Consider the following 20,952-nt stretch of genomic DNA (forward strand, 5'->3'; position numbering starts at 1 on the left):
TTACTGTTAGGCTGAAATTTATTATATCGATTGTTTATAGTGCATTAAATACAAAAGCCCTGTCAATATTATTGCAGGGCTTGGAAGAAAATTAACCTAACTATATTAAATAATTAAGTCATATCGGCAAAGGGGTTTGTTGCAGGCAACACTATCTTATTTGCAAAACCGCTAACACTAATGTCTTCATCGGTAATGTTAACGTCATCATCCATTAACGTGCCATCACCAAAACGGTAAATAATTTGAAAGTCACCATTATCTGCCAGTGTTTGATATTTAATTCTGGCTTGCTCTACAATTTCGGCTTTAGCTAGGTAACTTGCTATTGCTTCACTGCCATGGCGCTTTTCCATCATTGCTAAAGTAACTGCTGGCGAAAACAAAGTTGCAGTTGCATTATTTCCTCCAAAACCTTTAGAGTTAATAAAAGCTATATCCATATTGTCACAGTACCAATGCTCGGTAGCAATATTTAAACGCTCGTTATAAACATCATCGGCTACTTTATCAATAGTAGTAATACCTGGCATAATGTTATGTGCAAATACACCTAAAGCCATCGCGACTTGATCGCCACTAGCGGGCCCAATAGTATGACCAACAAACGCTTTCGGAGCGGCTACAGGCCAATTGCTAATATCGAAACTTTTTGCGACACGATCATAGATTAATGACTCAGTAACGCGGTTTTGAGGTGTACTTGAACCGTGAGCCAATATAAAACTACGCTGTTGCACTGACTCAGCACCCAAAATAGACTTAGCCAACGCTACTGACTTCGCCATAGTAATATAATTACCAGGTCCAGGTGCTGTAATTGACTTTTTAATGCCATCAGCATTAGTGAACACATCAGCTACTGAACCTAAAACATTGGCGCCAAGTTCAAGTGCTAACGCATCATCCATCAGCACAATAAACTGTGCTGCTTCACCGATAGTAAAACCACAGTTATTGCCGAATGGACGACTGGTACGGCGATGATCAGCAACACCATTACCATCAATTTTTTTCAAGCCTTCTTCATTTGCAAGCGCACTCATGTTGCCGAAACCTTCAACAACTTCAGGAGTTACAGCACAATCATTACTGCCAACAATGGCTAAGCGAATACGACCAGCTTGAATATCTTGTACTGCCGCTTTTAAGTTATAGAGAAAAGTTGCACATGCCCCGGTAGAGGTGAATGTGGTGCCGACACTGCCTGTTACATAGGCATTAATAAAATCTGTCGACATCGTATTCAAGCCAAGTGCTAAGTTTTTTGTTGATACACGCTCACCTTGTTGACGGCTTTGCATCATGCCACCAAAACCTTCTGCTTGGGTTTGTCCAAATACTGAGGCAGAGTAGGTGCCAATTTCATCAGGGCTAATTCTGTCTACAATCTCATTCCAACTGTAACCTGTTGAATGAATTGCATCAGCGGCGCCAAAAATAGTGGCTTGTAAACCGCGTGGCTGATATCGACTGTTATATAAACTTGCGGGTTTAAAACCAGTAGGAAACTGTCCCGCAGCTTTTATTGGGTTATCGCGGGTTGAATCATGTTTAACTTCAATTTCACCGGCTATTTCTACACGAACACGTTTATCTTCTAATTCAGTTATTTTCCATGAACGCGGCAATGGGCTCGGTAAGTCACGAGCGCGAGTCTCAAAACTAATACCATTTTCGCCAGTATCCATAGTCAGCTTTTGCTGCCATGGTGTCGCATCAGGATTAAAGTGCTCATTTTCAATCTTACGGATTAACGTGCCAGCTAAAATTTCTTCGCCAAAACGTTGTTCAACGTCAGACTTATCAACAACATTACCTTCGGCGTCAACTAAACTGCCATCTTGGCTAGTTAATAAGTTCATTAAAGTAGCCAAGCCAACAAATGTTTCTTGGCGTGCTTCAGCATTTAATTTATCAATTACTATACGGCGAAAGCCTTGATGAAATGATGTACGACCAGCAGCATTAATGCCACCCATGCCAACTATAATCGGTAACGCAGTCATGAAAAAATCTCTTTAAAATTAACACTCAATATATATGTCGCTATTGTAAGAGGTAACTCAAAATAATAATGCGCACAAACAGCCACAAAATATGTCAAAATAGCCAAATAAGACTGAATTGGTAATTTAAGCAATGAAAGTAAACGTAAAACGCAACAAACAAAAAACGATTAACATTGCATTATTAGTGTATGACCATATGCTAACAACCAGCGTCAGCCTGCCTGTAGAAATGTTACGGGCTGGTGAAGCCGTAGCTTTACAAGAAAATCGTCATGCTCCTCGGTTATCAATTCAAATGGTGGCTGAGTCGATAAAGCCGATATCTACACGCGCTTTAATTAAATTAATGCCAGATACTGACATTGCGCATGCTCAGCGACCTGACTTTGCCTTTATTCCTAGCTTATGGCGTAACCCTCGACCCACAATCGCTAAACAGCCAAAAATGCTGAAATGGTTAAGTTCAATTTGGGCCGAAGGCTCTACATTAATAGGCGGTGGCACAGGTGTTTGCCTCATGGCTGAAGCCGGTATTTTAGATTATCATCCAGCAACAACTCATTGGCATTATGTTGAGCAATTTAAACGTGACTATCCAAAAGTAGATTTAAAGCCTGACTTTTTTATCACCCAGTCTGAACGAACCTATTGTGCTGCCAGTGTTAATGCCTTAGCTGATATTGTTGTACATATTATTTTTCAAATATATGGCCAGAATGCTGCACAACAAGTAGAGCGCAATTTTTCCCATGAAATTAGAAAACCTTACGAAGAACAACGATATTTAGAAGGAGAGGTTGATCGCCACCCCGACGAATTAATCAGTCAAATTCAATTTTGGCTCAAAACCAATTTAAACTCTGAATTAACGTTAAATGATATTGCTCAACAATTTGGCATTAGTCAGCGCTCATTTACCCGCAGATTCAAACTTGCTACCGGTATTAATGCTACGCAATATTGGCAAAAACTAAAAATACAAACAGCGAAAGAGCTATTAGCGGCGAGTAATTTATCGATTCAAGAAGTGGCATTTCAAGTGGGGTATCAAGACCAAGCAAACTTCACACGGCTTTTTAAACAAATGTTAAGCATAACGCCAAAAGCTTACCGTGCTATGGTGAGAAAAAAATTATTTAGTCATGATTAATGATTAATTTATACAAGTTTGTTTTCAAGGTTTTGCACAAAACTCACTGTGTAAAAAGCTGATGAGTTTTACCACTGATGGATTTGCGATACTATAATAAATAGTTTGTGATTCACGACGTGTTTTCACTAAGTTATCTTGGCGTAATCTCGCTAAATGCTGAGATAAACTTGATTGGCTCAGATCAACAAAGTTATTCAGTTCATTAACCGACATTTCTTTTTCACCTAAATGGCATAATAATAAAAGCCTATTTTTATTACTCATCGCCTTTAACAAGTCGGCTGCCTGTGCTGCACTCTCTCGCATTTCGGTTATATCAACTGCTGCTAACTCGGTCATTTATTACTCACTATTATTGATAGTAAAAATTAATCTTCGTGCATAAAACAAACGAATATTTATTTCTAGTTGGATCTTACATTAGACACTGCTAATATAAAAGTATATTACATTTATCTAATATACCTTTATTTGTATTTATACTTAAAAGGCTAGGAAGTATTTTGAATTATCAACGCGTATTAAACTTTGCTATCGCAAAGCCCAAAGTAATTTATAGCCTAATGTTACTTGTAACAATGCTGAGTTTGGCGATGTTACCAAAAATAGCTATCGATACTGACCCTGAAAATATGCTCAGCCAAGAAGCTCCTGCGCGCATATTCCACAATCAGATAAAAACTGACTTTTTAATGCGCGATATGATCGTCGTTGGCTTAGTCAGCGATAAGAACATTTTTAATCCGAACACCTTAAGTGTTGTAGAACAGTTAACTGACGAAATTCTGCAAATAGAAGGAGTTATCACCCAAGATTTACTGTCGTTAACCGTTGTAGACAATATACGCCAACTAACAAATGATCAGGGTGTTAATCAAGGTATTCAATTTGAATACCTGATGAAACAAGCCCCCACTACCGAAAAAGCCAGCCAAGTTATTCAACAAGCAGTAAAACGCTTACCTATGTTAAATAACACCTTAGTTTCGGGCGACGATAAAGCTATCGCAATTTATGTACCGATTATTGCCAAAGACCAAAGCTATGTTATTGCTGAAAAAATTCGAGCTTTAGCGGCGAAAATTTCAGCCGTATCACAAAGTGACCTAGCTTTTCATATTACAGGCTTACCGGTTGCCGAAGACCAATTTGGCTACGAAATGTTTGTACAAATGGGCGTTGCCGCGCCACTCGCTGGTTTAGCTATTTTCTTATTACTTTGGTTTTTCTTTCGAAATATCACACTGATTATTGCGCCGATGGTGGTTGCCATGGCAACAGTGTTGATCATTATGGGCAGCTTAATTGGCTTTGGTTTTACCGTACATATTATGTCGTCGATGATCGCTATATTTTTAATGCCAATAGCGGTGGTCGATTCCGTACATATTTTATCAGAATTTGCTGATCGCTTTAAAGACGGTGACGATGCATCTAAAACCATTAAAAAGGTCATGGGGCATTTATATAAGCCCATGCTGTTTACCTCGATTACCTCTGCCGTTGGCTTTTATTCGTTAATGTTAACGCCTATTCCACCCGTTAAAGTATTTGGCGCCTTTATCGGTAGCGGCATACTATTGGCTTTTGTGTTAACCATTACTTATATCCCTGCTTATATTGCCCGCATGAAGCCTGAAACTTTAGCTAAGTTACAAAAGGCTATTCTATTAATGGAACAAAAAGGTCGGTTAGCTAACAGCTTAGAAAAACTGGGTGCGTTTTCGGTACAACGAACCAAGCTTATTTTAATCACTTTTATTGCCTTATTTGCGCTTAGTGTAGTTGGAGTTAACCGTATTATTATTAACGATAATCCGGTGAATTGGTTCAAAGCTGATCATGAAATTCGCATTGCTGATAAAGTGCTTAATGAACATTTTGCAGGTACTTATGACGCATGGTTAGTGTTTAGCAATAACAACCCGCAACAAAAAGACGCACTGAAGCATTTTAATAACATACTTAATGCGGCAAATAACGGCGTAACAAAAGCAGCTATTTCACAAACCTACAATCAATGGCTAACTAGCGATGCGAATGAAAGAAATAGTTTTTTCACGCAAGATTTATTAATCCAACTTGATGACTTTAGTTTTAATGCCAACGCCCAAGAGCAACCTTGGCTCGAACAGCTCTATAGTATTAGCGAGCAAGCCAATAACGCGCAAAAAATATTTACTGACTCTGCCATGCTTAATTGGTTGGCTAAGTTACAAACTGCTCTCGTGAATAACGGCGATGTCGGTAAAGTAAACAGCTTGACCGATATTATTAGCACAGTAAATCGTGAGCTTAATTCAGGCGAGACTAAAGACTTCAAAATTCCAAATAGCAGTAATGGTGTTGCACAAACCTTGTTGCAATTTCAGTCTTCACATCGTCCGCAAGATTTATGGCACTTTGTTAGCCCTGATTTTCAAAGAACACTTTTATGGCTGCAAATGACTAGCGGTGACAATCAGCACATGGCAAACGTCGTCAGTTGGGTAGACAATTACATCAGTGAAAACCCACCACCTAGCAACGTTCAGCATCAATGGGCGGGTAAATCTTATCTTAACGTTGTTTGGCAAGACGCGATGGTCAGCGGCATGATCGACAGCCTACTGTCGTCATTTGTTATCGTATTTATCATGATGATGCTGCTATTTAGATCGATTAAATATGGCATATTTGCGATGTTACCACTTACCTTCACCATTACCATGATCTACGGACTGGTGGGCTGGCTTGGCAAAGCGTATGACATGCCTATTGCGGTGTTATCGGCATTAACCTTAGGTTTATCAATTGATTTTGCAATACACTTTATTCAACGTGTGCGCGAACTTGAAACCGAAAAACAAAGCCTAAGCGCCGCATTGTCAGACATGTTTCAAGAACCGAGCCGCGCGATTGCTCGCAATGCCATCGTCATTGCGATTGGTTTTACCCCACTTTTATTATCACCGCTTATGCCCTATATCACAGTAGGATTTTTCTTAGCGAGCATCATGATTTTATCGGCATTAGTGACCTTGGTATTGCTACCCGCACTGCTAACACTGCTTGCCAAGCGCAGTGCCCTTAAAGCCGATAAAAAAATACAGCATTCATAAGGACAACATAATGACCATTACATTTACTAGGCAAATAATAAAAATTTTCAAACACAGTGGCAAAGTTGTGCTGACACTTAGCTTGTTTTTAACCAGTAATGCTTTTCTTCATGCTGAAGAAGACGCTACGTTATCTAATGAAAATGCTACAACAATCAAGGTTAACAACATAATCGACCAAGCAAACTTAGCGTCTTATTACGCTGGCGAAGATGGTAGCGCTGAAGCGCGCATGATTATTGTTGATGAAAACGGCAACCGCCAAATGCGACAATTCATTATTTTACGTAAAGATTTACAAGATCTGGGTGATCAAAATATATTGGTGTTTTTTTCGCAACCCAGCAATGTCAAAGACACGGTATTTCGAGTAGAAAAACAACTTAAAAGTGACGACAACCGCTGGTTATATTTACCTGCTCTGGATCTAGTAAAACGTATTTCTGCGGGTGATAAACGTACCTCTTTTGTCGGTTCACACTTTTACTATGAAGATGTTTCAGGCCGTAACCCTAATGAAGATAGCTTTACTTTAGTGAGTGAAGACAAAAACACTTACACCATTTCCGCCCTACCCAAAGATCAACAAAGTGTTGAATTTAGCAGTTATACCGTAAAAATTGATAAACAAAATTCTCTCCCCATAGAAACAATTTATTTTGATAAAAATAATCAAGCTATACGTAAGATGACCGTACTACAAGTACAAGATATTGACGGTATTGCCACCGTGATGAAATCACGTATTACTAATCTAAGTAATAGTAGCTATACCGAAATGCAATTTAGAAATGTGAAATATAACCTTGGCTTACCCGATAACATTTTCAGTGAACGCAGTATGCGTACACCACCAAAATCTTGGTTAGACTAATCGTTAACGTTTTATTAAAAAAGGTGAAAGTCATTAATAATTTAGCGATCATTAAAGCCCTGCTGCTTAATATTGTTCTCTTAGCGGGTAGCACAAACGCGATTGCAAATAATGAGAGTAATGATGACTGGGCAGACGCTTGGGTTGAAGAGGCACCTGCTTCGCCATGGCAAGTCACAGGTTTTATTGAAGCAGCTTACGGACAGTTTCTACAAACTAATGTTACTGAAAATAACGCTTCGCTGAATGAACTTAAAGCAAGAATAAATGTGGATTATAGCCATGAACTGTTCGATGCCAGTGTCAAGTTAGATAGCTACTACGATAGCGTATTAGCGAAGACTATTTTTCAAACCCGAGAGCTGAGTTTGAGTGCTAGTCCATTTAGTTTTCTGGATATAAAAGCGGGTCGACAAGTATTAACTTGGGGCACAGGTGACTATCTATTTCTCAATGATTTATTTGCTAAAGATTGGCAGTCATTTTTTGCTGGTCGCGCAGATGAATACTTAAAAGCGCCATCAAATAGTATTAGAACTAACTGGTTTTATAACGCCGTAAACTTTACCTTAGTATGGACACCCGAGTTTACTCCCGACAACTATCTTAACGGCGAACGTTTCTCGTTTTATTCGCCGCAAGCACAACAAATAGTGGCACCGGCTAACGGTTTCTCCGTTGACAATACCCATAAAGCACAGTGGGCAGCTCGCTTAAATACTCGTATTAACGATATTGAAGTTTCACTTTATGGCTATCAAGGTTTTTGGCCAACACCTGAAGGAACAAAGCAATCTGCAAATAATGTTATGCAAAACCAAGCCTATTTTCCTGCTCTTAATACTTGGGGCGTCAGTGCAATAACCCCCTTTAAGGGCGGTATTTTGAATGTTGAATATGCCAGTTACAACAGCATTGATGATAACCAAGGCACTAACAATATGATCGCTAATGGTCAGCACAAATTCTTAATAGGCTATGAACACGAACTAGCAAAAAACCTAACCGCTAATATGCAATATTACCTAGAGCGCACTAAGCATTATCAAGCACTAGTTAACAATAGCCAATTACCTGAACAACTTGTTGCTGAAAATCGTCACTTAGTCACCTTACGCTTAAGCTACCGCGCACTTAGGCAAACGCTTACTTACTCAATGTTTGCCTTTTACTCGCCTAGCGATAAAGATGTTTATCTTAAGCCTTCAATAAATTATCAATACAATGATCAGTGGCTATTGAGTGCTGGCGCCAATATATTCTTTGGCGAAGATGAGTTTTCATTTTTTGGCCAACTCGAAAAAAACACCAATGCATGGTTACGAGCACGCTACCAATATTAATCGCATTATCTAGCCTAACTAAAAGCCCCGTAATTATTACGCGTAAACGATAAAACTGACTTACATGGTGAGTTTGTAAATCTAAAACTCAAATAAACCAACATGCCCGGCAACTTTTGTCATTAAGTCGTCAGTAAAAAGTAGCCCCAACTCACCATTAACAGCAACCAAGGTAAAGCCATTGCTACTTTTTGATTGTTACTTAAATTTTCTTGTCCATGGTTATTTACCGATGTTGATTCACTTGCTTGCGCGTTAGCCTTCACGGCAACTGTTTTTTTACGCTGTTTGTCACGTTCGCGAGACTTTACCTTTTGTTGCTTCTTATACTCACTAATACCTTTTTCAATACCTTGAGCAATTAATTTAGTTTGCTCTTTAGTTTGTGATTTTTTTTGTGTGCCTTTGGCAATACGCATTGCTTCACTTTGTACTTCACTGGAAACTTTACTTGAAACTTGAGCTGTCAAAGCTGAACCTCTTAATCAATTTTAATGATTATATAATGCCATTAATCTTGCTAAACTATCAGCAATAGTTTTTATTACCACCCAATTTCCATAACATAGAGAACAGCATGAGCGATTTACTGAGCACCGCAAAAAACCAAATTACCCAAATGTTATCAATGCAAGATGCCATGAACTCACGCGTTAGCGAAACTTGGCGAGATAACAATTACGAATGGTATCGTGCCATTTGGGTTGAGTGTGCCGAAATGCTAGATCATCATGGTTGGAAATGGTGGAAACACCAAGAAATTGACGTTGCACAAGTGCAGTTAGAATTAGTCGATATTTTTCACTTTGGCTTAAGTTTACGTTTAATGTCTGGTGACTCAATAGAAAATATTACTCAAACTTTAGCCACTGAATTAACCCAAAATAGTGGTCAGCAAGACTTTAAAATTGCTTTAGAAAGCCTGGCCTCTGCAGCCGTGACTAACAAAGCATTTGACGCATTGGCACTAGCCGATTGTATGCGTTTAATGGCAATGGATTTAGATGAACTTTTCCGTCAATATGTTGGAAAAAACACGTTAAATTTCTTCCGTCAAGATCACGGTTATAAAGAAGGTAGCTATATTAAAATTTGGCACGGCGAAGAAGACAACGAAGTGCTAGCAAACTTGGTGAAGACACTCGACACCACTGCTGACGACTTTCAACAGCAACTTTATAGCGAATTAAAAGCTAAGTACCCGAAATAATCAACAATAAACTTCGCATCTAAACCATTAAAATCAGTGAGTTAATAAATATTTCATCGAAAATTAATATTATTAACTCACTAACGTGTTCATAACATCATCTATGGCTCATTTTTTGCTTTATCAAGTTAACTAAGATAAACGTCAAGAAATTGAACTGCCGGAGATGTATATGGAACTTATTCTATTTGCCATGATCAGCCTAATTGTTATTGTTGGTATGCTTGCGAGCCGCTTAAACGATAATAGTTTTCCCTTTCCTTTCGATCGTAAAACTGCATTATTTACTCCCGCAGAAAAAAACTTTCAAAACCTTGTTGAGCAAGCTATGGGCTCAAAGTATCGAATTATTAACCGCGTTAAACTTGCTGATATTGTTAGTATTCGCAATGGCGTATCAAAGCGAGCCGGCCAAACCGCCTCGAATAATGCGCATAGTAAGTACTTAGACTTTGTTATTTGTGAGCGTGAAAGCATGAAAATGCTTGGCGTAATAGATTTAGTCGACACCCAAGGAAAAGGCTACAAAGTTAAGAAAGATTGGTTTGTAAGTGGCGCGCTTGAAGCCGCCGCTATTCCTCATATTCGCATTAAAGTAAAAGCTAATTACACCATTGATGAAATTCGTGCTTGTATTAACAGCCGTATGTTAGGAAATAAAACTGCTGCTCCACAAGTAAAAGGTAGAATTATTCCAGCACCATTGGTTAAAGCACGACCTAGAGCAACAGGTGCATTATCATCAACGGCGGCTCATGCCATGTTATCAAAAGATACACCAGCTATGCCAAGGCAGCTTTCAGCTAATCAAGTAGCAGCGCTGCCACACTAAAAAATTAAAATATAAAACAAAAAGCAGACATCTAAGTCTGCTTTTTTTGTTGATATGCAAAAGTCGCGCTATAATCCGCCCATAAACTATGGCGCAATGTGGTCGTCAAAATATAGATAGGATTAAAGTTAATGAAAGCAGGTATTATTGGCGCAATGGAACCTGAAGTTGCCATTTTAAAAGCAAAATTAGAAAATTGCCAAACATCTACACACGCTGGTTATACATTTTATCAGGGATTATTAAATGGCTCTGATGTAGTTATTGTTCAATCGGGCATTGGTAAAGTAGCCGCGGCACTAGCTACAGCGATTCTTATTGATAAGTTTCAACCTGATTATGTGGTTAATACTGGTTCGGCAGGTGGTTTTGAACAGTCGCTTAAAGTAGGCGATATTGTTATTAGCTCAGAAGTGCGTTATCACGATGTTGACGTAACAGCCTTTGGTTATGAAATAGGTCAATTACCGGCTAACCCGCCAGCCTATATTCCTCACCCAGAACTTGTAGCCGCAGCAAAAATTGGCATAAGCTCGCTTGAAAATGTACAAACGTTAGTCGGCCTAATTACCACTGGCGATACCTTTATGACCAAAGACGACGACATTGCAAAAGCCAGAGCCAACTTTCCCACTATGGCAGCAGTTGAAATGGAAGGTGCTGCCATTGCTCACACTTGTCATCAGTTCAACACACCTTTTGTGGTTATTCGTTCAATGTCAGATATTGCAGGTAAAGAATCACCAACTTCATTTGAAGCTTATTTAGAAACAGCTTCAGTTAACTCGTCTACCTTAGTCACGAGTATGCTCGAAGCTCTGAAAGGAAAATCGTTAAACTAATGCAATATCTGAGTGATATATTAACCAGTCCATATTTGTATTCTTCTGCGCTCACGTTGTTATTGTTGCTCGCATTAAAAGCAATTATTGGTCATTTTATTACTCAGCAACCATTAGCTTTTTTCAGTTTCTATTGTCAGCGCCTCGCTGACAAGGTGAATAAATCCAGTAATAGTGCACGCCAACAAAACATTTCAGGCTTAATTGCCGTACTTGTTACGTTAATCCCTATAATTGCCATTTTATGGTTATTTGAAATATTCATTGAAGTGCAATGGCTTTGGCATGCGTTTTTACTTTATTTTGCCTTAGGTAATTTTGGCTTAACTAAAGCGAATAAAGTTATTGCACGTGAATTAGTTGCTAATAATACCTACCAAGCTAAGCAAAAGGTGGCTCCGTTATTATTGCGCGACACCGAACAGCTATCGCCACTAGGTATCAGTAAAGCTTGCATTGAGATGCAAGTATTACGTAGTTCGCAATTGCTAGTTTGTGTTGGGTTTTACTTTCTCTTTTTTGGCCCTTTAGTGGCGTTGTCATTTCGTTTATTACTAGAAATGCATTACGCATGGAATATTAAAATATACCGTTTTGTCCATTTTGGCGCTGCGGTAAACCATATCATTAAATTACTTCAATGGTTGCCGTCACGAATTTTTGCATTACTCCTTTTACTTGGCACTGTTGGGCAAAACACTTTGCTTTACTGGCGTTTAATACGAGGTAAGTTTTTTCAAACTAACAACAATATTTTATTGCACATATTATCTTTAGGTTTAGAAATAAAGCTCAGTGGCGTAGCCATGTATAGTGGTAATAAAGTACGTAAAGCTAGCTTTAATGATCACGCAAGACAACCGCAAACTACCGACATTATTCATGCTAGCAAACGAATAAATTACGCACTTTATATTTTGGTTTTATTACTACTGCTGATTGGCGTAACGTCCTATTCTATTTCAGGTCTTACTTGATAATATTTATGGTTTACATAACTAACTTATTTACCGGTAATGAAAAGCCTTTGCTATCATAACGATTAAGGTAAACTGTAAGTAATAACGTAAAACTGAGTTTAACCGTATTTAAGGATTTTTTATGAAATTTATCCAGTCAATCTTGATTGTTTTATTAAGCCTGTTTGCTTTAACCTCTTTTGCCGAAGAAACAACAACACCCATTTCACAACAAGCTCTTTTAACCTTAATGGCGACCCCTGCAAATAAAACTATTGTTTTAGATGTGCGCACCGCCGAAGAATTCGCTGAAGGGCATATTGTCGGTGCTATTAATATTAGCCATGAACAAATTAATGCTAATCTCAGTAAAATTATGGGTTTTAAAGATCAAACCGTTGTCGTGCATTGTCGTTCAGGTCGTCGCGCTGTAAGTGCAGAAAATGATTTACGCGCCGCTGGATTTAGCGACCTTCGCCACCTTGAAGGCGATATGAATAGTTGGCAAGCCGCTGACTTACCTTTAACTAAATAAGTACCTTTGCAATGCTAGAATTACTTTATTGGCTTGACCTTTTCGGCGTTATTGTTTTTGCCTTTTCAGGGGCGTTAATGGCCGGTCGCTATCAACTCGACCCATTTGGTGTTGCCGTATTATCTGCGGTTACCGCAATTGGCGGCGGCACTATTCGCGATGTAATTTTACAAACGCCAGTATTTTGGGTCAAAAATCCAATATATCTGTATGTCATTCTAGCGACTGCCGTACTCACTATTATTTTTATTCGATGCCCTAAACGTATTCCCAAACGATTTCTTTTGGTTTCCGATGCCTTTGGTTTAGCTTTGTTTGCTGTATTAGGCACTGAAAAAGCCTTAACCTTAGGTGCAGCTGTTCCCGTTGCTATTTTATTGGGCATGGTGACAGGTGTTGCTGGCGGTATGATCCGCGACGTACTTTGTAATGTTATTCCGATGATATTACGACAAGAAATTTACGCCACTGCGGCTATTTTAGGTGGCGTATTATTTACCTCACTCACCTATCTAGACCTTCCTGCCCATGTTGCCATTATTGGCTCAATATTAGGTGCATTAGCGTTACGTTTAGCTGCTATTTATTGGCGAGTAACCTTGCCAGCTTTTGAATTAATTGATCATGATGAAAGTAATAAATAGCCATATATATCGATTGTGAACTAAGTGGGTGTCAGCTTAGTCCACATTAAAATCATTTACTCACTACATCCTTGTAAAGCATATCTATTCGCTGATATATGAAATTTGTCAGCTGTTTATATGATTATATTTTATTCACGGGTAAGTCGTTTAGGGTCGAGTAGTTTAATAAGTTCGGCTTCACTGATATCCGTGAGTTCTCTTGCCACATCTAACACCGTTCTTTTTTCTTCATACGCTTTTTTAGCAATCTCGGCGCTTTTGTCATAACCAATTAACTGGTTTAACGCCGTTGCTAAAATAGGATTTTTTGCCAAGTTATGATTAATCATCGAATGATTTACTTTCATATCTTTAATTACTTTATCGGCAAGTGCCATGCTGCTTGACGTTAAAAGTTGAATACTTTGCACCAACGTATGACCAATCAAAGGTAGCATGGTGTTGAGTTGAAAGTTACCCGATTGCCCAGCTATTGTAACAGTGGTGTCGTTGCCAATAACCTGAGTACAAGCCATTAAAACCGCTTCTGGGATCACAGGGTTAACTTTGCCTGGCATAATACTGCTGCCTTTTTGTAGTTCGGGTAGCTGTAATTCATTTAAGCCATTTAAAGGCCCACTGCTCAGCCAACGAATGTCATTACTTACTTTACTCAGACTAACCGCTGTAGTTTTTAGCACACCACTGATCTGCACGGCTGTATCTTGAGCACTTATGGCGCGAAAATAATTATCAGCAGGGGTAAATGATAATCCTGTTCTTTGCGTTAATACCCGAGTAACAATGCCTGAAAATTCTGGATGTGTGTTAACACCTGTACCGATTGCGGTTCCGCCAATAGCCAATTTCAATAAACTCGGTAAGCTATTTTCCAACTGTTGATGTGCATAACGAATTTGACTACTCCAGCCACTTATTTCCTGAGCGAAACTTAACGGCATAGCATCCATTAAATGCGTTCTGCCAGTTTTAATGGTGTTGTGGTGTTCACTCGCTTTTGCATCCAAGGTATCGCTCAAATGCTGAAGTGCGGGTAACAATTCATCAGAGATAAGCTTTGCTGCACTTAAGTGGATACATGACGGGATAACGTCATTAGAGCTTTGCCCCATGTTCACGTCATCGTTTGGGTGAAGAATAATTTTTTGCTGACTATGTCGTTTAACTAACGAGACAATAACTTCATTAACGTTCATATTAGTGCTGGTGCCCGAGCCAGTTTGAAATACATCAACTGGGAACTGATTAACGTGAAAACCGTCAGCAACTTCTTTGGCAGCCAGTTGAATAGCAGCAGATTTATCAGTATCAAGCAGCCCTAATTCTTGATTAGCTTGAGCGCAGGCGCTTTTTAGTGTCGCTAGTGCCCATAGAAATGCTCGCGGCATTTTTAGCTCGCTAATGGTAAAATTGGTCAGGGCTTTGGCCGTTTCAGTACCATATAATATATCGGTTATCTCACTACTCTTTGATGGTTTATTGTCGTCATTTTTTTGCATTTAGTTATCCTTTAATTACGCGATAATAGTAGCTTGAAAATTTTTCGCCAACTAACTTTACGCCCATGGCAATAATGGGCATATTACTGTGAGAATATATTTAATTTGACTACTTATTGAATATGAGTTTATTTTTAACTTCTGCTAGATACTCAACATCATTCAATTTGTCTTCATTGTATTCTGGACACGCTTTTATCTGCTCAAAACTAAGATTACAGGTGACCGTTTTTTCTTCCCAATTTAACTTATCTAAATGCTTTGGAGAAATCAGTACTTTTTTGCCGCCAGGTAGCCAATCACGGGTATCAACCACAATGTAAAGCAAAGACCAACTATGGGTGTCACAAATAAAGTCTTTGATATAGCCTTTTTTACCATCTAAAGCATCTATACCGTAATGTGTAATCTCATTGGTTGAGCGAAGATGGTTGGTAGTTTTAGCATTTTCACTTTCTTTGCTATCTTTTGGCAATGTTTTTGGGTTAACCAAAGCCATTGGATACGCGTATTCACCCCATGCTCCAGCCCCTCCCCAATAGTAACCATAGGCATAATAATCAAAATAGTTCTTTTCAAACTCACGGGAAACGGTTTCGTGTTCATCTATTTGTGGACTGTTCTTAACCTTATCTTTTGTTATAGACACGTTAAGTTGCTGCTCTTTAGTATCGTATTCAAGCAGTGATATAGGGCTTATCAAGGTTTTTTCACTTAAGGGTACCCAAGGGCTGATATCAACAACCATAAACCTGATGGTCCAGTGTCTATCATCAAAATACACATCTGTTACCTGCCCAATTTCACCATCTACTGCATGAATAGTGCTTCCGTTTAGCTCTTCCAAATTGACTAACATCACTTTCTCCATATTTGTTCGTTATATTTAACAATTGATTTTCATCAAAACATCAGAATTTTCGCTCTCATACGTCGATAATAATTTAAGATGATTTCGTACAAGCGCCCTATTTAATATCTACGCAATCACCTATCACATTACTTAGTGTACGTAGTATAATTATAGTTCAAATTTTATTTATTTTAATATAAAAACACAATAACAATTAAAAACAACAATGTAGCATCACAATAACAACCACCGAGCATTAATTATAGTTAGTACACTAACTATAATTAATGCTCGGCACAAAAATTTAATGGCTTATGATTGAGTTTTATCTGACAAATGTATGTGTTAAAGGCCATATCGGCAGTTACTAATTACTCAGTAGCACTGTTATTTGTCATTTTCTAAACTTAGCACGCCAATGTGTTCGTTATGAATAACCAGGCTATAACGAAAATAGCTTTATTTACCTTTTTCACTGACTCTTCTGATTATTGTTGATATATGGCGTAGTGTTTAGCGACTAATCATTGACGTTTAACCGTATTCGATTTTCATGTATTTCATCAAGAGCAAAAAAAGTGGGAGGAAGCATCGAGGGGATAGGAAATTAGCTTTCAAGGCCGATGCTTTATAAGTGAAAGTTAGCGAGCAAGCTCGCTTGACACGAATACTTTATCTATCGCTTGCTGAAACTTCTCAACCAACTGCTGCTCGATATCAGAGCTAAGCGCAAAATAATAATGTTTTGATGGAAAGCGGTAAATAATTTCAAAATCAGCGGGATCAAGATCCGATGAAGTTAAGGTCTCACGCCAGCCATCTTCACCAAATATCCATAAATCTATCCGTCCAGCACTTAACATCAGACCCAAGTTTGTTGAGTGAGAAAGCAAGGTAATTCTGTCCAGCGGAACGCCTACCTCTTGAAGTATCTCCTCGCCGACATCATCTCTTACAGCACCGGTAATATATCCCATCATATCTTCTGGTTTGCTGATCGTAAGTTTACGTATTTTCAACGCTATCAAAACATCACTTTCAGAAGCAATAGGCCCGACCCATTGAAAGTCATTCTCTCGTTCGGGCGTTCTAATGGTGCTAAACAAAACCGTGTTAGGTCCCTTTTGAGCATTACTAAAACCTCTTGCCCAAGGTTGCACTAATATATTCTCGCGTTTTACTGGACTACCAGCACTCAACGAAGCAGCCAAAAGTAAATCTACCGCAGGTCCTTGCAATTTTCCATCTCGAATATAATTAAATGAAGCACTACTTTCAGTAATATAAGTAAGCTCATTAAGTTCGGTTGCGAATACCAAACTACTATTAGTCAAAGCAATAAATGCCACCAACATGCCTATAATCGAAAACCTATAAAAAACTTGATGCATACCACTCCAAATGACAAAGAAATTTTAATGCTGACACTTAAATCTTCTCAATATTCGAGATAACAATAAACCTGAACGCTAAGGTTAGCTGAAAAAACAATGAGTGCTCAATCTAAGCAGGTAATTTAAATCATGCTTTATCATTTGTCAGATCCTACTTTTTATCCATTTTATATTAATGTAGAGATCCCTTTACTACTTTTAAATAATTCAATATGAATAAAGTATAAGCGATAGTTCATAAAAGCCACATTTATCACTTAGTTTTTTCTAATTTTACACTTGTGGTAACCACATAGTAGCAGCCGCACCAAATATACCAACACCCATCACTAGCGTTGCAACAGCAAGCACTAATGAAACAATATATTTTCCAGTTGCATCAGCTTTATTCTGTGCCCAAAAATATAATTCTACTAGGGCTAACGGAATAAGGTACTGAGCAAATGCTAAGGCTATAATAAAAGGCCCTTCGAAGGTTTCAGGGTCAAAGCCAACAGGTGCTTGGTGTATTAAAATCCAAGCCATTAAGCCAACACGAAAAAACCAGCCTCCATTTACAACCATAAATAAGCGCAATGCCCATTGACGATGTTGTTTAATCTTACGTGCTATTGCATTGCGTAAAGCGAGAATGGCAAAGGTGATAATGAGCAACACCATAATATTCATAGCAAAAAACATTGCCTGACCGCCGGGCATTTTTTCATAGCCCCAAATAAGATATAGCCCCAAAATACTGCCGATAAAAATAGTCAGTAGGTATATACGACCATTTATTCTGTGAAATTTAGGAAATTTTTCTCGAATTAGAAGAATAAGTTGCAAGGGCCCAAGTCCCATAATAACTACAGCGATTAAAACATGAATAATCAGGGCGATTAATCCAGACTGATTACCATTTGGAGACTCCAAAACCCCAGTATTACCTGCAAGCAATGCACCACCATAATGGGCAATGACGTAGTACACCATGATCCATTGGCCGATAACTGCCACAACAAACCAAAACTTTGCGATATTGCTTAATATTACATCTGCTCGTGTTGCAATATTATCAACCTTAACGATTTCACTTTCGTTCATACCTTATCCCTTTAACTTTATTTTTTTATTATCAGAAGTGATGTTGCAAAGGGTATTCCACATTATATTTATATTAATTTCAGATGGTTATAAATTTAATTTATATCTAAAGGAAAGTTTTCACTATTAAAAGGCTTTTTTGACCAATATTTAATAAAGAGGCGATATTGGGAATCTCACCAATACTAAAATTTTACTGCCAACACCTTGGCATAACATGGTTAGAAAGTAGACATTTAAAAGCAGTGAAATACGTAACTCTTTAACCTTAGAATATATAAAAACAGAAAATACGAGAGAGGGAAGCAATATCTTTTGGGAATAATAAGTTCAAACCGCTACAGTAGCGTATATTATTGCTGGTGGTTTTTAAGCGAAGGTACTCTAATATGTTAAAGATATACCGATAGCGCTATTTTTTTAGCGACTATCGGTAAATTAATACCTTTTTTATTTACTTGATTTAGGTACAGCAAAATTAGCATAAATAGTTGTTGCTGCTCCGCTCACAAGCAATAGCATCGCAATACCAAACATAGCTTCACTTTGGGCTTCAAAAGCCATGAAGTATATTCCTAAAGCAACAAAGAGTAAGCCAAGATAAATAAACACTTTGGGATGAGATGATATTAGTCCGGGTGTTTGGGCGTTTTTTAATGTTTTAGATTTATTATGCGCTGAAGCTTTTCTTTTGTGCTTATTTGTCGGCATTACCAACTCCTTTAATCAGTACCTCATGATCGAGGCAATTTAAAAACACGATAAATTAAGTCCACATTAAAGTTATCTTAAGTAATTTACACAGTAGCAAGCAACATATTTATCATCACTATTTTTAGATAGTTAGGCAGCAACTCGTTAAAAAATTAAATCATAGGTGAAGTGATGACGTTACAACTACAATAAATGTTAGTGCATTTAATATGTAAACTATGTAAATAATGACATATATTAATCAACATATTAGCCAAACGTCTTATTGTTAAGGTCTTTGGCATTTGTTAAGGTTCGCCGCTTATTTAAAAAATTGCAAAAACAAGCGATAATTTATCCACTTTATTATACAAACACATAAGAGAAACGTGCTTTATGATCATCTTTTTTATCTGTCTCACCATTCTAATACTGGGTTACAAATTTTATAGCCCCTTTGTAGCAAAACAAGCAGGTTTAGACTCTACTATTGATACACCTCAGAAGCGCTTTAGTGAAGGTGTTGATTATGTGCCTATTCATCCAGTACGCGCGTTTTTAATTCAATTTTTAAATATTGCCGGTGTAGGCCCAATATTTGGCCCAATACTGGGTGCATTATATGGTCCAATAGCCTTAGTTTGGATAGTATTAGGTAACGTTTTAGGTGGTGCTGTTCACGACTTCTTCTCAGGAGTTATGAGTATTAAAGAAGACGGAAAAAGCTTACCTGAAATAGCAGGAAAATATTACAACGTTGTTTTTAAAGGCTTTATGTTGATATTTACGGCTATGTTACTGTTTTTCGTCGGTGTAGTATTTATCATGAGTCCTGCGGGATTACTCAGTAATTTAGATTTTTTCGAAGGTACTATTTTAGCTAATAATACCTTTTGGGTATTAGCTATTTTAGCTTATTACTTTTTAGCAACCTTATTGCCGATTGATAAAATAATCACTAAATTTTATCCATTTTTTGGTTTATTAATGATCGTGATGACAGTTTCAATTGCCATAGCACTTTTATTTAATGCACCACACTTACCTATAACAGGCGATTTTTTAGCGTACTTTGAAGCCGATCACGCACACGACTTTTTAACACCAAACCCTGACGGCTTACCAGCCTGGCCACTGTTATTTATTACCATTACCTGTGGTGCAATTAGTGGTTTTCATTCAACTCAAGCACCTATTATTGCTCGCTGCCTAACTAATGAAAAATATGTACGCCCGGTATATTACGGTGCCATGATCAGTGAAGGTGTTGTGGGTTGTGTTTGGGCACTTGCTGGTATTGCAGCATTCCCTGAGGGTTATGCTGGATTAAAAGCACTGCTCGATGCAGGTGGTCCTGGATTAGTAGTTAATCATGTCGCAAATAGTTATCTTGGCGTATTTGGCGGAGTTATGGCGATTATTGCAGTTGCTGTTTTCCCTATAACATCTGGTGATACTGCGTTTCGCTCATTGCGCTTAACGGTTGTTGATGCTTTTAATATTCCACAAAGCATGAGAAATCGATTATTGCTTGCGGTACCAATATTGACTATTGCTTACTTTATGACAAAACTCGATTTTACAGTAATTTGGCGTTATTTTGCGTTTTCAAATATGTTGCTCTCTACCAGCGTGTTATGGCTCGCAACAAAATATTTATTTGATCGTGGTACTTTCCATTGGATAACCAGTATACCTGCTGTAATCGCAACAGCCGTAACACTCTCCTATATTATGACCGCTGGAATAGGCTTTAACTTATCAAGCGAATACGGTAAACCTATTGGTATTACTGTAGCGATATTGGGCTTGATTTTACTGGTTATTGTTCACCTTGCTAAGGGTAAAAAAACTAAATTAGCAGTCGATACTTAATGTAGAAAATACACTTTTAAATAATTAAAAACCCCAGCAATTTAACC

General features: G+C 38.0%; 19 protein-coding genes. 11 read left to right on the top strand and 8 right to left on the bottom strand.

All coding sequences use genetic code 11. The features are described from left to right. Positions 1-113: 113 nt before the first annotated feature. Positions 114-2,009, bottom strand: coding sequence for a beta-ketoacyl synthase (locus DBO93_RS16980; protein WP_108457382.1), 1,896 nt, complete (start codon positions 2,007-2,009; stop codon positions 114-116). Positions 2,010-2,142: 133 nt separating this feature from the next. Between DBO93_RS16980 and DBO93_RS16985 the strand changes: the two genes are divergently transcribed. After that, positions 2,143-3,162: a helix-turn-helix domain-containing protein gene (locus tag DBO93_RS16985; RefSeq protein ID WP_108457383.1), complete on the top strand. Its 1,020-nt coding sequence runs from the start codon at positions 2,143-2,145 to the stop codon at positions 3,160-3,162. 24 nt (positions 3,163-3,186) lie between these two features. Here DBO93_RS16985 and DBO93_RS16990 read toward each other — a convergent pair whose 3' ends face one another. After that, positions 3,187-3,504 (bottom strand): metalloregulator ArsR/SmtB family transcription factor, encoded by a 318-nt coding sequence (locus DBO93_RS16990; RefSeq protein WP_108457384.1) that lies wholly within the window; start codon positions 3,502-3,504, stop codon positions 3,187-3,189. Between the two features lie 164 nt (positions 3,505-3,668). Between DBO93_RS16990 and DBO93_RS16995 the strand changes: the two genes are divergently transcribed. Genes DBO93_RS16995 through DBO93_RS17005 form a run of 3 tightly spaced genes read left to right on the top strand, consistent with a single transcriptional unit; the run spans position 3,669 to position 8,483 of the window. Continuing rightward, positions 3,669-6,266: an MMPL family transporter gene (locus tag DBO93_RS16995; protein ID WP_239059030.1), complete on the top strand. Its 2,598-nt coding sequence runs from the start codon at positions 3,669-3,671 to the stop codon at positions 6,264-6,266. A gap of 10 nt (positions 6,267-6,276) precedes the next feature. Continuing rightward, positions 6,277-7,140: an outer membrane lipoprotein-sorting protein gene (locus DBO93_RS17000; RefSeq protein WP_108457385.1), complete on the top strand. Its 864-nt coding sequence runs from the start codon at positions 6,277-6,279 to the stop codon at positions 7,138-7,140. A gap of 23 nt (positions 7,141-7,163) precedes the next feature. Next, positions 7,164-8,483, top strand: coding sequence for a hypothetical protein (locus DBO93_RS17005; protein ID WP_162533817.1), 1,320 nt, complete (start codon positions 7,164-7,166; stop codon positions 8,481-8,483). Between the two features lie 122 nt (positions 8,484-8,605). On the opposite strand, the gene DBO93_RS17010 is transcribed toward DBO93_RS17005, so the two are convergent. Continuing rightward, entirely contained in the window at positions 8,606-8,953 is a 348-nt protein-coding gene (locus DBO93_RS17010; RefSeq protein WP_275403656.1) for a DUF2956 domain-containing protein, read from the bottom strand. A gap of 119 nt (positions 8,954-9,072) precedes the next feature. Here DBO93_RS17010 and DBO93_RS17015 point away from each other — a divergent pair, with 119 nt between their 5' ends. The 6 genes from DBO93_RS17015 (at position 9,073) to DBO93_RS17040 (ending at position 13,505) form a co-directional block, all read left to right on the top strand. Then, entirely contained in the window at positions 9,073-9,693 is a 621-nt protein-coding gene (locus tag DBO93_RS17015; RefSeq protein WP_108457910.1) for a dUTP diphosphatase, read from the top strand. Between the two features lie 172 nt (positions 9,694-9,865). Then, the gene (locus DBO93_RS17020; RefSeq protein ID WP_108457387.1) at positions 9,866-10,525 is read left to right on the top strand and encodes a DUF2726 domain-containing protein; all 660 of its coding nucleotides are present in this window, start codon (positions 9,866-9,868) and stop codon (positions 10,523-10,525) included. A gap of 131 nt (positions 10,526-10,656) precedes the next feature. Then, positions 10,657-11,367, top strand: a complete 711-nt coding sequence (gene mtnN, locus DBO93_RS17025) for a 5'-methylthioadenosine/S-adenosylhomocysteine nucleosidase (RefSeq protein ID WP_108457388.1) — start codon at positions 10,657-10,659, stop codon at positions 11,365-11,367. Next, a complete protein-coding gene (locus tag DBO93_RS17030; protein WP_108457389.1) occupies positions 11,367-12,344 on the top strand; it encodes a cobalamin biosynthesis protein in 978 nt (325 codons plus the stop codon). The genes mtnN and DBO93_RS17030 overlap by 1 nt, the downstream gene beginning before the upstream one ends. Positions 12,345-12,468: 124 nt before the next feature. Then, positions 12,469-12,861, top strand: coding sequence for a rhodanese-like domain-containing protein (locus tag DBO93_RS17035; RefSeq protein ID WP_108457390.1), 393 nt, complete (start codon positions 12,469-12,471; stop codon positions 12,859-12,861). A gap of 11 nt (positions 12,862-12,872) precedes the next feature. Beyond that, the gene (locus DBO93_RS17040) at positions 12,873-13,505 is read left to right on the top strand and encodes a trimeric intracellular cation channel family protein (RefSeq protein WP_108457391.1); all 633 of its coding nucleotides are present in this window, start codon (positions 12,873-12,875) and stop codon (positions 13,503-13,505) included. Between the two features lie 131 nt (positions 13,506-13,636). Here the strand turns inward: DBO93_RS17040 and DBO93_RS17045 are convergent, their stop codons facing one another. The 5 genes from DBO93_RS17045 to DBO93_RS17065 form a co-directional block, all read right to left on the bottom strand. Then, a complete protein-coding gene (locus tag DBO93_RS17045) occupies positions 13,637-15,007 on the bottom strand; it encodes a class II fumarate hydratase (RefSeq protein WP_108457392.1) in 1,371 nt (456 codons plus the stop codon). A gap of 109 nt (positions 15,008-15,116) precedes the next feature. Continuing rightward, a complete protein-coding gene (locus DBO93_RS17050; RefSeq protein ID WP_108457393.1) occupies positions 15,117-15,866 on the bottom strand; it encodes a PRC-barrel domain-containing protein in 750 nt (249 codons plus the stop codon). 635 nt (positions 15,867-16,501) lie between these two features. Beyond that, positions 16,502-17,251 carry an ABC transporter substrate-binding protein gene (locus DBO93_RS17055; RefSeq protein ID WP_108457394.1) on the bottom strand — a complete coding sequence of 250 codons (750 nt, stop codon included), beginning with the start codon at positions 17,249-17,251 and terminating at the stop codon, positions 16,502-16,504. A 276-nt stretch (positions 17,252-17,527) separates the two neighbouring features. Continuing rightward, complete coding sequence (locus DBO93_RS17060; protein WP_108457395.1) at positions 17,528-18,337, bottom strand: DUF2306 domain-containing protein; 810 nt, start codon at positions 18,335-18,337, stop codon at positions 17,528-17,530. A 450-nt stretch (positions 18,338-18,787) separates the two neighbouring features. Further along, positions 18,788-19,048 (bottom strand): hypothetical protein, encoded by a 261-nt coding sequence (locus tag DBO93_RS17065; RefSeq protein ID WP_108457396.1) that lies wholly within the window; start codon positions 19,046-19,048, stop codon positions 18,788-18,790. A gap of 378 nt (positions 19,049-19,426) precedes the next feature. Between DBO93_RS17065 and DBO93_RS17070 the strand changes: the two genes are divergently transcribed. Beyond that, positions 19,427-20,905: a carbon starvation CstA family protein gene (locus DBO93_RS17070; RefSeq protein WP_108457397.1), complete on the top strand. Its 1,479-nt coding sequence runs from the start codon at positions 19,427-19,429 to the stop codon at positions 20,903-20,905. The last annotated feature ends 47 nt before the right edge of the window (positions 20,906-20,952 follow it).

This window comes from Colwellia sp. Arc7-D, from assembly GCF_003061515.1.
Lineage (GTDB): Bacteria > Pseudomonadota > Gammaproteobacteria > Enterobacterales > Alteromonadaceae > Cognaticolwellia.